Annotated in this window: 14 protein-coding genes; 12 read left to right on the top strand and 2 right to left on the bottom strand. The window is 69.3% G+C overall.

Annotated features, from left to right (window positions below; all coding sequences use genetic code 11):
* Nucleotides 1-48 precede the first annotated feature (48 nt).
* The 8 genes from map to truA all read left to right on the top strand — a co-directional run bounded on the left by map (nucleotide 49) and on the right by truA (nucleotide 5359).
* Entirely contained in the window at nucleotides 49-885 is an 837-nt protein-coding gene (gene map, locus OG257_RS15735; RefSeq protein ID WP_329208286.1) for a type I methionyl aminopeptidase, read from the top strand.
* A 201-nt stretch (nucleotides 886-1086) separates the two neighbouring features.
* The gene (gene infA / locus OG257_RS15730; RefSeq protein WP_003956442.1) at nucleotides 1087-1308 is read left to right on the top strand and encodes a translation initiation factor IF-1; all 222 of its coding nucleotides are present in this window, start codon (nucleotides 1087-1089) and stop codon (nucleotides 1306-1308) included.
* Between the two features lie 61 nt (nucleotides 1309-1369).
* Entirely contained in the window at nucleotides 1370-1483 is a 114-nt protein-coding gene (gene rpmJ / locus OG257_RS15725; RefSeq protein WP_003956441.1) for a 50S ribosomal protein L36, read from the top strand.
* A gap of 197 nt (nucleotides 1484-1680) precedes the next feature.
* Entirely contained in the window at nucleotides 1681-2061 is a 381-nt protein-coding gene (gene rpsM / locus OG257_RS15720; RefSeq protein ID WP_014047799.1) for a 30S ribosomal protein S13, read from the top strand.
* 105 nt (nucleotides 2062-2166) lie between these two features.
* Entirely contained in the window at nucleotides 2167-2571 is a 405-nt protein-coding gene (rpsK, locus tag OG257_RS15715; RefSeq protein WP_003956432.1) for a 30S ribosomal protein S11, read from the top strand.
* A 136-nt stretch (nucleotides 2572-2707) separates the two neighbouring features.
* Nucleotides 2708-3730: a DNA-directed RNA polymerase subunit alpha gene (locus tag OG257_RS15710; protein ID WP_003966937.1), complete on the top strand. Its 1023-nt coding sequence runs from the start codon at nucleotides 2708-2710 to the stop codon at nucleotides 3728-3730.
* 189 nt (nucleotides 3731-3919) lie between these two features.
* Nucleotides 3920-4426 carry a 50S ribosomal protein L17 gene (rplQ, locus tag OG257_RS15705; RefSeq protein WP_056796563.1) on the top strand — a complete coding sequence of 169 codons (507 nt, stop codon included), beginning with the start codon at nucleotides 3920-3922 and terminating at the stop codon, nucleotides 4424-4426.
* A gap of 78 nt (nucleotides 4427-4504) precedes the next feature.
* Nucleotides 4505-5359, top strand: coding sequence for a tRNA pseudouridine(38-40) synthase TruA (gene truA / locus OG257_RS15700; RefSeq protein ID WP_329208284.1), 855 nt, complete (start codon nucleotides 4505-4507; stop codon nucleotides 5357-5359).
* Here the strand turns inward: truA and OG257_RS15695 are convergent.
* Together OG257_RS15695 and OG257_RS15690 are read right to left on the bottom strand one after the other, a co-directional pair.
* Nucleotides 5328-7217, bottom strand: coding sequence for a hypothetical protein (locus OG257_RS15695; protein WP_329208283.1), 1890 nt, complete (start codon nucleotides 7215-7217; stop codon nucleotides 5328-5330). The two genes, truA and OG257_RS15695, sit on opposite strands and share 32 nt — an antisense overlap.
* Before the next feature lie 64 nt (nucleotides 7218-7281).
* Entirely contained in the window at nucleotides 7282-8133 is an 852-nt protein-coding gene (locus OG257_RS15690; RefSeq protein WP_329208281.1) for a hypothetical protein, read from the bottom strand.
* A gap of 67 nt (nucleotides 8134-8200) precedes the next feature.
* Between OG257_RS15690 and OG257_RS15685 the strand changes: the two genes are divergently transcribed.
* From OG257_RS15685 to glmM, 4 genes are all read left to right on the top strand, one after another.
* Complete coding sequence (locus OG257_RS15685) at nucleotides 8201-9820, top strand: ABC-F family ATP-binding cassette domain-containing protein (protein WP_329208279.1); 1620 nt, start codon at nucleotides 8201-8203, stop codon at nucleotides 9818-9820.
* A 226-nt stretch (nucleotides 9821-10046) separates the two neighbouring features.
* On the top strand, nucleotides 10047-10490 hold the full coding sequence (gene rplM / locus OG257_RS15680) for a 50S ribosomal protein L13 (protein ID WP_031096418.1): 444 nt from the start codon (nucleotides 10047-10049) through the stop codon (nucleotides 10488-10490).
* A 45-nt stretch (nucleotides 10491-10535) separates the two neighbouring features.
* Complete coding sequence (rpsI, locus tag OG257_RS15675) at nucleotides 10536-11063, top strand: 30S ribosomal protein S9 (protein ID WP_329208277.1); 528 nt, start codon at nucleotides 10536-10538, stop codon at nucleotides 11061-11063.
* Between the two features lie 212 nt (nucleotides 11064-11275).
* The gene (gene glmM, locus OG257_RS15670; protein WP_329208275.1) at nucleotides 11276-12634 is read left to right on the top strand and encodes a phosphoglucosamine mutase; all 1359 of its coding nucleotides are present in this window, start codon (nucleotides 11276-11278) and stop codon (nucleotides 12632-12634) included.
* Nucleotides 12635-12637 lie beyond the last annotated feature (3 nt).

The following is a 12637-nucleotide window of genomic DNA, read 5'->3' as shown; positions in this document are numbered from 1 at the left end:
TGGAGTACGGCCCGACCGTCCCCTTCGAACGCAGAGAGGCGCCGAGCAATGGTGCAGATCAAGACCCCCGAGCAGATCGCGAAGATGCGCGAGGCGGGCCTGGTGGTCGCTGCCATTCACGCCGCGACGCGCGAGGCGGCCGTCCCCGGAGCCACCACGAAGGACCTGGACGAGGTCGCACGCAAGGTGATCGCCGATCACGGAGCGAAGTCGAACTTCCTGGGCTACGGCGGATTCCCCGCGACGATCTGCACCTCGGTCAACGAGGTCGTCGTCCACGGCATCCCGGACGAGAAGACCGTCCTCAAGGACGGCGACATCATCTCGATCGACGCCGGGGCGATCATCGACGGCTGGCACGGGGACGCGGCCTACACCGCCTTCGTGGGCACCGGTCACGCTCCGGAGCTCGTCGAGCTCTCCCGGGTGACCGAGGAGTCCATGTGGGCCGGGATCGCCGCGATGAAGCTGAACAACCGGCTCGTGGACATCTCGAAGGCCATCGAGTCCTACATCCGCCGCCAGCCCCGGCCGGCGACGGGCAAGTACGGGATCATCGAGGACTACGGCGGCCACGGCATCGGCACCGAGATGCACATGGACCCGCACCTGCTGAACTACGTCTCCCGCAAGCGCGGCAAGGGCATCAAGCTGGTCCCGGGCGTCTGCCTGGCGATCGAGCCGATGGTCTCGCTGGGTACGGCGCAGACGAAGGTCCTCGCCGACGAGTGGACCGTCCTCACGACGGACGGCAGCTGGTCCTCCCACTGGGAGCACTCGATCGCACTCACGGAGCAGGGGCCGCTGGTCCTGACGGCACCGGACTGCGGACGGGCGAGGCTGGCGCAGTACGGCGTCGAGGTGGCGCCCGACCCCCTCGGCTGAGCCTCTCGTGACGTGTCCCGGCGCCGGGTCCGCAAGGACTGCGTCGGGAATACGTGTCTAAGGATCAGTCCGAGTGGGCAAACTTGACGGATTCGTCTTTTGGAGTCCGCTGACGTAGACTGACTCGTCGGCTCTCGTGCATCCGTGTGTCCGCATACGGCGGCCGAAGTCGATCAAGGTAGCCGATTCGAAAGGCGAAGCGTGGCCAAGAAGCAAGGTGCCATCGAAATTGAGGGCACCGTGATCGAGTCCCTCCCGAACGCCATGTTCAAGGTGGAACTCCAGAACGGTCACAAGGTCCTCGCGCACATCAGCGGCAAGATGCGGATGCACTACATCCGTATCCTCCCGGATGACCGGGTCGTGGTGGAGCTGTCTCCGTACGACCTGACGCGTGGCCGGATCGTCTACCGGTACAAGTAGATCTTGCCGCCACCGCTGCTACGGCGCGGTGAGGGCACTGACCCGGAGAACCTGACATCCCATGAAGGTCAAGCCGAGCGTCAAGAAGATCTGCGACAAGTGCAAGGTGATCCGCCGTCACGGCCGGGTCATGGTCATCTGCGACAACCTGCGCCACAAGCAGCGCCAGGGCTGACGCACGACCACCTGCATCTCGCAGCTCTTCGCGCGACGCACGTAAACGTACATACGCAGTGCCCGTCCAAGCTTCGGCTGACGACACCTCCGGCGGGGGCCGGGGACCCGGACGTACCACCTCTTCCAGCACGGATGAGGTCGGCGTTCGGGAGTGGTACTGCGGAAGACCCCCGAAATAACAACTGGAGCCATTGAATGGCACGCGTTTCAGGTGTTGACATCCCGCGCGAAAAGCGCGTGGAGGTTGCCCTCACCTACGTCTTCGGTATCGGGCGCACCCGGTCCAAGGAGATCCTCGCCACCACCGGCGTGAACCCCAACACCCGCGTTCGTGACCTGGCCGAAGAGGACCTGGTCAAGATCCGCGAGTACGTGGACGCCAACCTCCGCACCGAGGGTGACCTTCGCCGCGAGATCCAGGGCGACATCCGCCGCAAGATCGAGATCGGCTGCTACCAGGGCATCCGGCACCGTCGCGGTCTGCCGGTCCACGGTCAGCGCACCAGCACCAACGCGCGTACCCGCAAGGGCCCGCGTCGCGCGATCGCCGGTAAGAAGAAGCCGGGCAAGAAGTAGTCCTCAGCGGACGCACTGCGGGTGTCCGGGCCACCGGAACCTCGCAGCAACCAGCGGTCTTCGCTGTAGGACCGATCACCTCCCCTCTCCATCTGGAGTCAAGACATGCCCCCCAAGGGTCGTCAGGGCGCAGCCAAGAAGGTGCGTCGCAAGGAAAAGAAGAACGTCGCTCACGGGCACGCGCACATCAAGAGCACGTTCAACAACACCATCGTCTCGATCACGGACCCCTCGGGCAACGTGATCTCCTGGGCCTCCGCCGGCCACGTCGGCTTCAAGGGCTCGCGCAAGTCCACCCCCTTCGCCGCGCAGATGGCCGCCGAGTCGGCCGCCCGCCGCGCGCAGGAGCACGGCATGCGCAAGGTTGACGTCTTCGTGAAGGGTCCGGGCTCCGGCCGCGAGACCGCGATCCGCTCCCTGCAGGCCACGGGCCTCGAGGTCGGTTCGATCCAGGACGTCACCCCGACGCCGCACAACGGCTGCCGTCCGCCGAAGCGTCGTCGCGTCTGATGTTCGACGGCCGGTAACGGCCGTCGGTCAGTAGTGCGGGTCCGGGCGGTACGCCTCTTCGGGGGTGTGCCGCCCGTACCCTTGTTACATCTGTCGGGCATCAAATAGTGGGTGCCCACGACTGAAGGATTCCTTCATGCTTATCGCTCAGCGTCCGTCGCTGACCGAAGAGGTCGTCGACGAGTTCCGCTCCCGGTTCGTGATCGAGCCGCTGGAGCCGGGCTTCGGTTACACCCTCGGCAACTCCCTGCGTCGTACCCTCCTCTCCTCGATCCCCGGTGCCGCTGTCACCAGCATCCGGATCGACGGTGTCCTGCACGAGTTCACCACCGTGCCGGGCGTCAAGGAGGACGTCACCGACCTCATCCTCAACATCAAGCAGCTGGTCGTCTCCTCGGAGCACGACGAGCCGGTCGTGATGTACCTGCGCAAGCAGGGTCCCGGCCTGGTCACCGCTGCTGACATCGCCCCGCCGGCCGGTGTCGAGGTCCACAACCCGGACCTCGTCCTGGCCACGCTGAACGGCAAGGGCAAGCTGGAGATGGAGCTGACCGTCGAGCGCGGTCGCGGCTACGTCTCCGCCGTCCAGAACAAGCAGGTGGGCCAGGAGATCGGCCGGATTCCGGTCGACTCCATCTACTCGCCGGTGCTCAAGGTCACGTACAAGGTCGAGGCGACCCGTGTCGAGCAGCGCACCGACTTCGACAAGCTGATCGTCGACGTCGAGACCAAGCAGGCCATGCGTCCCCGTGACGCCATGGCGTCGGCCGGTAAGACCCTGGTCGAGCTGTTCGGTCTGGCGCGCGAGCTCAACATCGACGCCGAGGGCATCGACATGGGCCCGTCCCCGACGGACGCCGCGCTCGCCGCCGATCTGGCGCTGCCGATCGAGGAGCTCGAGCTCACGGTCCGTTCGTACAACTGCCTCAAGCGTGAGGGCATCCACTCCGTGGGTGAACTCGTCGCCCGCTCCGAGGCCGACCTGCTCGACATCCGCAACTTCGGTGCGAAGTCGATCGACGAGGTCAAGGCGAAGCTGGCCGGCATGGGCCTGGCGCTCAAGGACAGCCCGCCCGGATTCGACCCGACGGCCGCCGCCGACGCCTTCGGCGCCGACGACGACGCGGACGCCGGTTTCGTGGAGACCGAGCAGTACTGATCCGCCTCCCGGCTGGGGTGCCCGTTTCGATGGGTGCCCCGTGCCGGGGCTGAGGGCTTTGTCCTCAACCGCCGGACGGGCTCGAACGAGCCCCGCTCGGCTTGATCCAGAACTTCCGTGGGGCAGCCGCCTCACGGGAACTGACACCGGTACCTGATACGGCCGGTGCAGCACACAAGGAGAAAAACCATGCCTCAGCCCGCCAAGGGTGCCCGTCTGGGCGGCAGCGCTGCGCACGAGAAGCTTCTTCTCATCAACCTTGCGAAGTCGCTGTTCGAGCACGGCCGCATCACCACGACCGAGGCCAAGGCCCGCCGCCTGCGTCCGGTCGCCGAGCGTTTCATCACCAAGGCGAAGAAGGGCGACATCCACAACCGTCGCCTGGTGCTGCAGTCGATCACGGACAAGGGCATCGTGCACACGCTCTTCACCGAGATCGCCCCGCGGTACGAGAACCGCCCCGGTGGTTACACCCGCATCACCAAGATCGGCAACCGTCGTGGCGACAACGCCCCGATGGCGGTCATCGAGCTCGTCGAGGCCCTGACCGTGGCGCAGGCCGCCACCGGTGAGGCCGAGGCTGCGACGAAGCGTGCGGTCAAGGAAGACGCCCTCAAGAAGGACGAGGCTCCGGCCGAGACCGTCGAGGACGCCAAGCCGGCCGACGCCGCTGCTGAGGAGTCCAAGGACGCCTGAGCGTCCTGAGACCCCGGTACGGGTCCGCATCACCCTTCGGGGCGGTGCGGGCCCGTTCTGTTTTGAGAGGATGCGCTGGTGAGTGATGAGGCAGAGCCCGGATTCGTACGGGTACGGCTGGACCTTTCGTACGACGGGAAGGACTTTTCCGGCTGGGCGAAGCAGACCAGCAGGCGCACGGTGCAGGGTGAGATCGAGGACGCGCTGCGGACCGTGACGCGGTCCTCGGTGACGTACGACCTGACGGTCGCCGGGCGCACCGACGCGGGCGTGCACGCGCGCGGCCAGGTGGCGCATGTGGATCTTCCGGCCGAGGTGTGGGCCGAGCACGAGGAGAAGCTGCTGCGGCGGATGGCCGGGCGGCTGCCGCTGGACGTCCGGATCTGGCGGGCGGCCGAGGCGCCGGCCGGGTTCAACGCGCGCTTCTCCGCGCTGTGGCGCCGCTACGTGTACCGGGTGGCGGACCGGCCGGGCGGCGTGGATCCGCTGACCAGGGGTCATGTGCTGTGGCACGACCGGCCGTTGGACATCGACGCGATGAACGAGGCGGCCGCCCTGATGGTCGGTGAGCACGACTTCGCGGCGTACTGCAAGAAGCGTGAGGGCGCCACGACCATCCGGACGCTGCAGAAGCTGTCCTGGGTACGGGACGCGGAGTCCGGGGTTCTCGGCGCGACGGTGCAGGCCGACGCCTTCTGCCACAACATGGTGCGGGCGTTGATCGGCGCGGCCCTGTTCGTGGGGGACGGCCGCCGTCCGGCGGCCTGGCCGGCCGAGGTGCTGGCGGCGAAGGTGCGCGATCCCGCGGTGCACGTGGTGCGGCCGCACGGGCTGACGCTGGAGGAAGTGGCCTACCCGGCGGACGCGTTGCTGGCGGCCAGGGCCGAAGAGGCCCGGAACGTCAGGACGTTGCCGGGGGCGGGCTGCTGCTGATCCGGCGGCGGCGCAGGGCCCGTACGAGCCTGGCCGCGAAGTACACGGCGACGAAGCTGGACATGGTGGAGCGGAACCAGCCGATGTCCGGGGTCCACCAGGCGTAGACCGCCGCCGCGGTGAACAGCAGCAGGCCCAGGACGCGCAGGACCCACCACAGGGGCGGGTGCGGCTCGGCCGGGGCCGGGGTCTCGGGGTGGACGCCGTCCTTCGTGGACATCGTGTCCCGCATGCCCGCCAGGAAGCCGCGCCGGGCCAGGACGCGGGCGCCCGGGAGGCCTGCGAGGATCTCCTGCTCACCGCCGTAGCCCGTGGGCAGGGGCGGGAGGCCCAGGGCCGCGACGAGGCCGCTCTGGTGCCGGGCCGGGTCGCCGGTGGCGCGCAGGAGGTGGATCAGCGGGCGGGGGTCGGGCAGCCCGTAGACCCGGGCCAGCGCCGCCGCGGTCTCGGTCACCTCGGCGTGGTCGGCGGCCGGGGCCGCCGTCTCCCAGGAGTGGGCCGCCACCTTCCTGCCCCGGTGCAGGAGGGTGAAGCTGCTGCGCTCCGGGGTGCGGTGCAGGACCAGGGCGGGCCAGTCCTCACCGGTCGTGAAGTTGTCGGCCGCGGAGGTGAGGGGGTCCTCGGGGAGCAACGCCGCGCGCTTGCCGCGTACGGGGTCAGGGACGATCTCGACGTACGTGTGGCCGCTGCCCGCCGGGGCGGTGCGCAGGCTGTGGCCGCAGATCAGGGCGGCCTGGGCGACCTCGGTGGGTCCGGTGGCGGCGATGGCCAGCGACCGGGGTGCCAGTTCCCGTTCCCAGTCGGGGATCTCGGCGGCCGGGGGCTTCGGCGGGGAGCGGAAGAAGGGGACCTTCATCGCCAGCTCGACCCGGGTGTCGGAGCGGGCTTCGAGGAACTCGGCGCGGGCGTCGCCGAAGTAGGTCCAGGGGTAGGTGGTGGCGTGCACCCCGATGGAGCGGAAGACGGTGAGGGCTTCCTCGAAGCGGTTCATCGACCACAGGATCATGGCCAGGTGGTTGCGGAAGCCGGCCGCTTCCCGGTCTCCCGGGGCGTAGCTGTCCGACAGTGCCTGCGCGCGGGTCACGGCCGCCTCGGCGCGGGGCGTGAACGGGTCGGGGCCCTGCACCTCGTCGTCGGAGATGAGGTACTCCACGACCGCCTGGAGAGGCAGGGCGTGGAGTCTGGAGCCGGGTGGTGCCTGTTCCGCCGACCGCTCGGCGAAGTCGAACATCTCCTCGTGCGAGCCGTACCACTTGGCGCAGAGGTACTGGAGCGCCTGGATGTGGCAGCCCTCGTGGTGCGGGTCGCAGTCGGCCGCTTCGGCGAGGTAGGAGTCGAAGACCTCGCGCGGGGCCTGGATGCCGCGGGCCTGGGTGAGGGCGATGCGCCACGGGACGGGGTCACCGGGATTGAGCTCGGCGGCCTCGGAGATGACCGGGACGGCGTCCCGCAGGACGGCGTGGAACGCCTGGAACTGGTCGTGCTCGATGTGCTTGGCGCGCGCACCGGTGCGTATCTGCCAGGCCTGGTGGACGTACTGGTCCGCCTTGACCAGTACGGCGTCGGGGTCCTGCGGCGACTCGTCGAGCCAGCTGTCCAGCCAGCCGGGGTGGTGCAGCGAGGCCCGTGCGAGCCGGGAGACACAGGCGTCCCTGCGCTCCCACTGGGCGTGTTCGCGGGTGGCGGCGAGCAGTTCGGCGGCAGGGGCGTGGTCACCGGCCGCGGCGGCGGCCAGCGCGTCCCGCAGCGAGGGGTCCGGTGCGTCGAGGACGACGGCCTCGTCCGGCGGCAGGTCGGCGCCTATCGCGTCGCTGTGGCGCAGGACGCGCGGGATGGTGAACAGGGCGGTCAGACGCACGGCGGCGGGTCCTCGGGGCGGGGGAGGGACGGGACTGGTGCGTGGGGGGAGCGGTGGCGCGGCGTCAGGCGGTGGGAATCCCTGCCGCTGCCGATGCCTGTACCTCGCCGCGGTGGCGGATCTGACGGAACGTGAACTCCGTCAGGTCGTCGCCCACCGCGTACACGTCCTTGCTCGCGGTCGTGACGTTCTTGCCGCTGGTGTAGCCGCCGACGGTGAAGTAGGCGTAGCGCCCGTAGGAGTTGGCGGTGCGGCGGCAGACGGCGCCGGCGCGGCAGAACGTGGGGACGCCCGCGCCGCTCAGGGAGGCGATGCCGCCGGACGCCTGCTGGGCCGCCTTCTTCGCCTCGGCCTCGGTGCCGAACACGGCGAGGCCGACAGTGACCGCGACGCCGTTGTTGCTGTACGTGGCGCGGATGACCTGGTCGCAGCCGTTCGACGTGAGGATCGAGCCGAGGGCGCCCTGGGTGGTCGCGGCGCAGCTGTTCGTGCGGTTCGTCGCGCCCTTGGCGTGGACGCGGTCGCCCGCCGTGACCTTCTTGCCGGGGAAGAAGGCGTCGACGGTGATCGGTGCCTTGTCCTTCCGGGCGTCGGATATGTAGTCCTTCGGGTCCGGCGGGGGCGGCGGTGCCACCGAGGAGAAGGAGGGCTGCGGCTGCGAGGTGTCCGAGGGCAGGTCGGCGGGTGCGGGCAGGTCGCTCGCGTTCTTGTCCGACCCGGGGCTGCCGGTGTCGTTCGCCGTGACGACGGCCGTGGCCACGATCGCGGCGACGGCGGCGGTCGCCAGGGCGCCGCCCCCGATCAGCAGCCACTTCCTGCGGCGGCTGCGTGCCGCGGACTCGTCGGCCAGTGCCGCCCAGTCCGGAGTCCTGCTGTCTCCCGGCCCCCAGGAGGGCCCCCCTTGCCCAAAGCTCATGCCGCGAATCCTAGAGCCTGTGTAATCCGGTTGGGCCAGGGGTTCGCCGCCCGTGACAATGCTGTGCATGGGACATCTTGAAGCGGGCCACGTGGAGTACTACCTACCGGACGGGCGGGTGCTGCTCGGCGATGCATCGTTCCGGGTGGCCGACGGGGCGGTCGTCGCCCTCGTCGGAGCGAACGGGGCGGGCAAGACGACGCTCCTGAGGCTGCTCGCCGGGGAGATCCAGCCGCACGGCGGCTCGGTGTCGGTGAGCGGCGGGCTGGGCGTGATGAGCCAGTTCGTGGGCTCCGTACGGGACGGGCGGACCGTGCGTGACCTGCTGGTGTCCGTCGCCCAGCCGCGCATCAAGGAAGCGGCGAAGGCCGTCGACGTGGCGGAGGAGCGCATCCTCACCGTGGACGACGAGGCCGCGCAGATGGCGTACGCGCAGGCCCTCAGCGACTGGGCCGAGGTGCGCGGGTACGAGGCCGAGACCCTCTGGGACATCTGCACGACGGCCGCGCTCGGGATCCCGTACGAGAAGGCCCAGTGGCGCGAGGTGCGCACACTCAGCGGGGGCGAGCAGAAGAGGCTGGTCCTGGAGGCGCTGCTCAGGGGCCCGGACGAGGTGCTGCTCCTGGACGAGCCGGACAACTATCTGGACGTCCCCGGGAAGCGGTGGCTGGAGGAGAGGCTCAAGGAGACCCGCAAGACGGTGCTCTTCGTCTCCCACGACCGGGAGCTGCTCTCGCGGGCCGCCGAGAAGATCGTGAGCGTGGAGCCCGGCGCGGCCGGCTCGGACGTCTGGGTGCACGGTGCCGGGTTCGCCACGTACCACCAGGCACGCAAGGAGCGGTTCGCGCGCTTCGAGGAGCTCCTGCGGCGCTGGGAGGAGGAGCACGCCCGGCTGAAGGCCCTCGTCCTGCGGATGCGGCAGCAGGCGGCGAACAGTCCCGACATGGCGAACCGCTACCACGCGATGCAGACCCGCTTCAAGAAGTTCGAGGACGCGGGCCCGCCGCCGGAGCCGCCGCGCGAGCAGGACATCAAGATGCGGCTGCGCGGGGGCCGGACCGGGGTGCGGGCCGTGACCTGCAAGAACCTGGAGCTGACCGGTCTGATGAAGCCGTTCGACCTGGAGATCTACTACGGGGAGCGGGTCGCCGTCCTCGGCTCCAACGGGTCGGGGAAGTCGCACTTCCTGCGGCTGCTGGCGGGGGAGGCGGTGGCGCACACCGGGGAGTGGAAGCTCGGGGCGCGGGTCGTGCCCGGCCACTTCGCGCAGACGCACGCCCACCCGGAGCTGCAGGGCAAGACGCTCGTCGAGATCCTGTGGACCGAGCACGCCAAGGACCGGGGCGGGGCCATGTCCGTACTGCGGCGGTACGAGATGGAGCGGCAGGGGGACCAGGCCTTCGAGAGGCTGTCCGGCGGGCAGCAGGCGCGGTTCCAGATCCTGCTGCTGGAGCTGGCCGGCACCACGGCGCTCCTGCTGGACGAGCCGACGGACAACCTGGACCTGGAGTCGGCGGAGGCCCTGCAGGACGGGCTGGAGATGTACGACGGGACGGTGATGGCCGTCACGCACGACCGCTGGTTCGCGAAGTCGTTCGACCGGTACCTGGTCTTCGGCTCGGACGGGGTCGTACGGGAGTCCACGGAGCCGGTCTGGGACGAGCGGCGGGTCGAGCGGGCGCGGTAGGGGCTGCGCGTTTTGACCCGTCCGGGGCGTGGCGGGTAGTGTCGGGGATTGTTATGCGTATTGGCTTCGTCGTTCTCACGCGAAGGGCCCTTACGTAGGTTCCCTGGAGCAGTTACCAGTGGCTCGCATACGGGCAGCGTCCCCGGCATTGTGAGCCCCAGCTGCACATCGCTTCAGGGGTGCCGTGTGTCTGGACCCCATCCACTGAAGAAGCGAAGGCTACGAAGTGCGTACGTACAGCCCCAAGCCCGGCGATGTCACTCGCCAGTGGCACATCATCGACGCCGAGGACATCGTCCTGGGCCGTCTGGCCACGACGGCTGCGAACCTCCTCCGAGGCAAGCACAAGGCGATCTACGCCCCCCACATGGACATGGGCGACTTCGTCATCATCATCAACGCCGAGAAGGTTCACCTCTCCGGCAACAAGAAGACCCAGAAGATGGCGTACCGCCACTCCGGTTTCCCGGGCGGTCTCCGCTCCGTGCGCTACGACGAGCTGCTCTCCAAGAACCCGGAGAAGGCTGTCGAGAAGGCCATCAAGGGCATGATCCCCAAGAACACCCTGGGTCGTCAGATGATCTCGAAGCTGAAGGTCTACGCGGGTGACCAGCACCCGCACGCTGCGCAGCAGCCGGTCCCGTTCGAGATCACCCAGGTCGCGCAGTAGTTCCGGCCTCCCCCCTAAGACGTACAGAAAGATCTGAGGAGAATCGTGGCCGAGACCACTGTTGAGACGCCCGTCGAGGGCACCGAGGGCGAAGAGACCTTCGCCGAGGTGACCACCTTCGAGTCGGAGGTCCCCGTCGAGGGTGAGTACACCTCCGAGTCGCTTGCAGGCCGCTTCGGCGACCCGCAGCCCGCGGCCGGCCTGGGCCGTCGCAAGAACGCCATCGCCCGCGTCCGGATCGTTCCGGGCACCGGCAAGTGGAAGATCAACGGTCGCACCCTTGAGGACTACTTCCCCAACAAGGTGCACCAGCAGGAAGTCAACGAGCCCTTCAAGGTGCTCGAGCTCGACGGCCGCTACGACGTCATCGCCCGCATCTCGGGTGGCGGCGTCTCCGGTCAGGCCGGCGCCCTGCGCCTCGGCGTGGCCCGCTCGCTGAACGAGGCGGACGTGGACAACAACCGCGCCACGCTGAAGAAGGCCGGCTTCCTCTGCCGTGACGACCGTGCGGTCGAGCGCAAGAAGGCCGGTCTCAAGAAGGCCCGTAAGGCCCCGCAGTACAGCAAGCGCTAAATCGCCTGCTCGTCTGCTTTACACGTTCGCCCCGGCGGCACACCTCGTGCTGCTGGGGCGTTCGTTTATCGGCGCCCGCGGGCGTATAACGGCTTAAGACGTTTATAGGGACAGTGGCCTCTAGCGCGCCTCACTTTGCTGCGCCTTGCCTTGCTCTGCCCTGTTTTGAGTACTTTGGTTTTGCGGTTTCGGAGCACCTTCGGAGGACACCAGTGGGACGACTCTTCGGCACGGACGGCGTGCGCGGTGTCGCCAATGCGGACCTGACGGCCGAGCTTGCGCTCGGGCTCTCGGTCGCTGCGGCGCACGTACTGGCCGAGGCAGGCACCTTCGAGGGACATCGGCCGACGGCCGTCGTGGGCCGCGACCCCCGGGCCTCTGGAGAGTTCCTGGAGGCCGCCGTCGTGGCGGGCCTGGCCAGCGCGGGCGTGGACGTCCTGAGGGTCGGCGTGCTGCCGACCCCCGCCGTGGCGTATCTCACCGGCGCGCTCGGCGCCGACATCGGCGTGATGCTCTCCGCGAGCCACAACGCCATGCCGGACAACGGCATCAAGTTCTTCGCGCGCGGCGGCCACAAGCTGGCCGACGAGCTGGAGGACCGCATCGAGACGGTCTACGAGCAGCACCGCACCGGCGAGCCCTGGGCGCGTCCGACGGGTGCCGGAGTGGGCCGGGTCACCGACTACACCGAGGGCTTCGACCGGTACGTCGCGCACCTCATCGGGGTCCTCCCGAACAGGCTCGACGGGCTGAAGGTCGTCCTGGACGAGGCGCACGGCGCCGCCGCCCGCGTCTCGCCCGAGGCGTTCACCCGCGCCGGGGCCGAGGTCGTCACCATCGGTGCCGAGCCGGACGGCCTGAACATCAACGACGGCTGCGGCTCCACCCACCTCGGTCTGCTGCGGGCCGCTGTCGTCGAGCACGGCGCCGACCTCGGTATCGCGCACGACGGCGACGCCGACCGCTGCCTGGCCGTGGACGCCGCGGGCGAGGAGATCGACGGGGACCAGATCCTGGCCGTGCTCGCCCTCGCCATGCGCGAGGCCGGGCAGCTGCGCAAGGACACCGTCGTCGGCACGGTCATGTCGAACCTCGGCTTCAAGATGGCGATGGAGCGCGAGGGCATCGAACTCGTCCAGACCGCCGTCGGCGACCGCTACGTCCTGGAGTCGATGAAGGCCGAAGGCTTCGCGCTGGGCGGCGAGCAGTCCGGCCACGTCATCGTCCTGGACCACGCCACGACGGGTGACGGCACGCTGACCGGGCTGATGCTCGCGGCACGGATCGCCGCCACCGGCCGTACGCTCGCGGACCTGGCCGGTGTGATGCAGCGCCTCCCGCAGGTGCTCATCAACGTGCCGGACGTCGACAAGTCCCGCGTCGACACCTCGCCCGAGCTGGCCGCCGCGGTCGCCGAGGCCGAGCGCGAGCTGGGCGACACCGGGCGCGTACTGCTGCGCAAGTCGGGCACGGAGCCGCTGGTACGGGTCATGGTCGAGGCCGCCGACATCGAGCAGGCGCGCTCCGTGGCCGGGCAGCTGGCCGACGTGGTGAAGTCCGCCCTCGGCTGACGG

This window comes from Streptomyces sp. NBC_00683 (assembly GCF_036226745.1).
In the GTDB taxonomy this organism is placed as follows: Bacteria; Actinomycetota; Actinomycetes; order Streptomycetales; family Streptomycetaceae; genus Streptomyces.
Note: the sequence above shows the minus strand (reverse complement) of the source record. Positions and strands in the feature narration are given on the sequence as shown.

Coding starts and splice junctions, on each gene's coding strand:
- rplQ (WP_056796563.1), top strand. CDS start 3,920: ATGCCTCAGCCCGCCAAGGGTGCCCGTCTGGGCGGCAGCGCTGCGCAC.
- rpsK (WP_003956432.1), top strand. CDS start 2,167: ATGCCCCCCAAGGGTCGTCAGGGCGCAGCCAAGAAGGTGCGTCGCAAG.
- map (WP_329208286.1), top strand. CDS start 49: ATGGTGCAGATCAAGACCCCCGAGCAGATCGCGAAGATGCGCGAGGCG.
- rpsM (WP_014047799.1), top strand. CDS start 1,681: ATGGCACGCGTTTCAGGTGTTGACATCCCGCGCGAAAAGCGCGTGGAG.
- OG257_RS15690 (WP_329208281.1), bottom strand. CDS start 8,133: ATGAGCTTTGGGCAAGGGGGGCCCTCCTGGGGGCCGGGAGACAGCAGG.
- OG257_RS15710 (WP_003966937.1), top strand. CDS start 2,708: ATGCTTATCGCTCAGCGTCCGTCGCTGACCGAAGAGGTCGTCGACGAG.
- OG257_RS15685 (WP_329208279.1), top strand. CDS start 8,201: ATGGGACATCTTGAAGCGGGCCACGTGGAGTACTACCTACCGGACGGG.
- rpmJ (WP_003956441.1), top strand. CDS start 1,370: ATGAAGGTCAAGCCGAGCGTCAAGAAGATCTGCGACAAGTGCAAGGTG.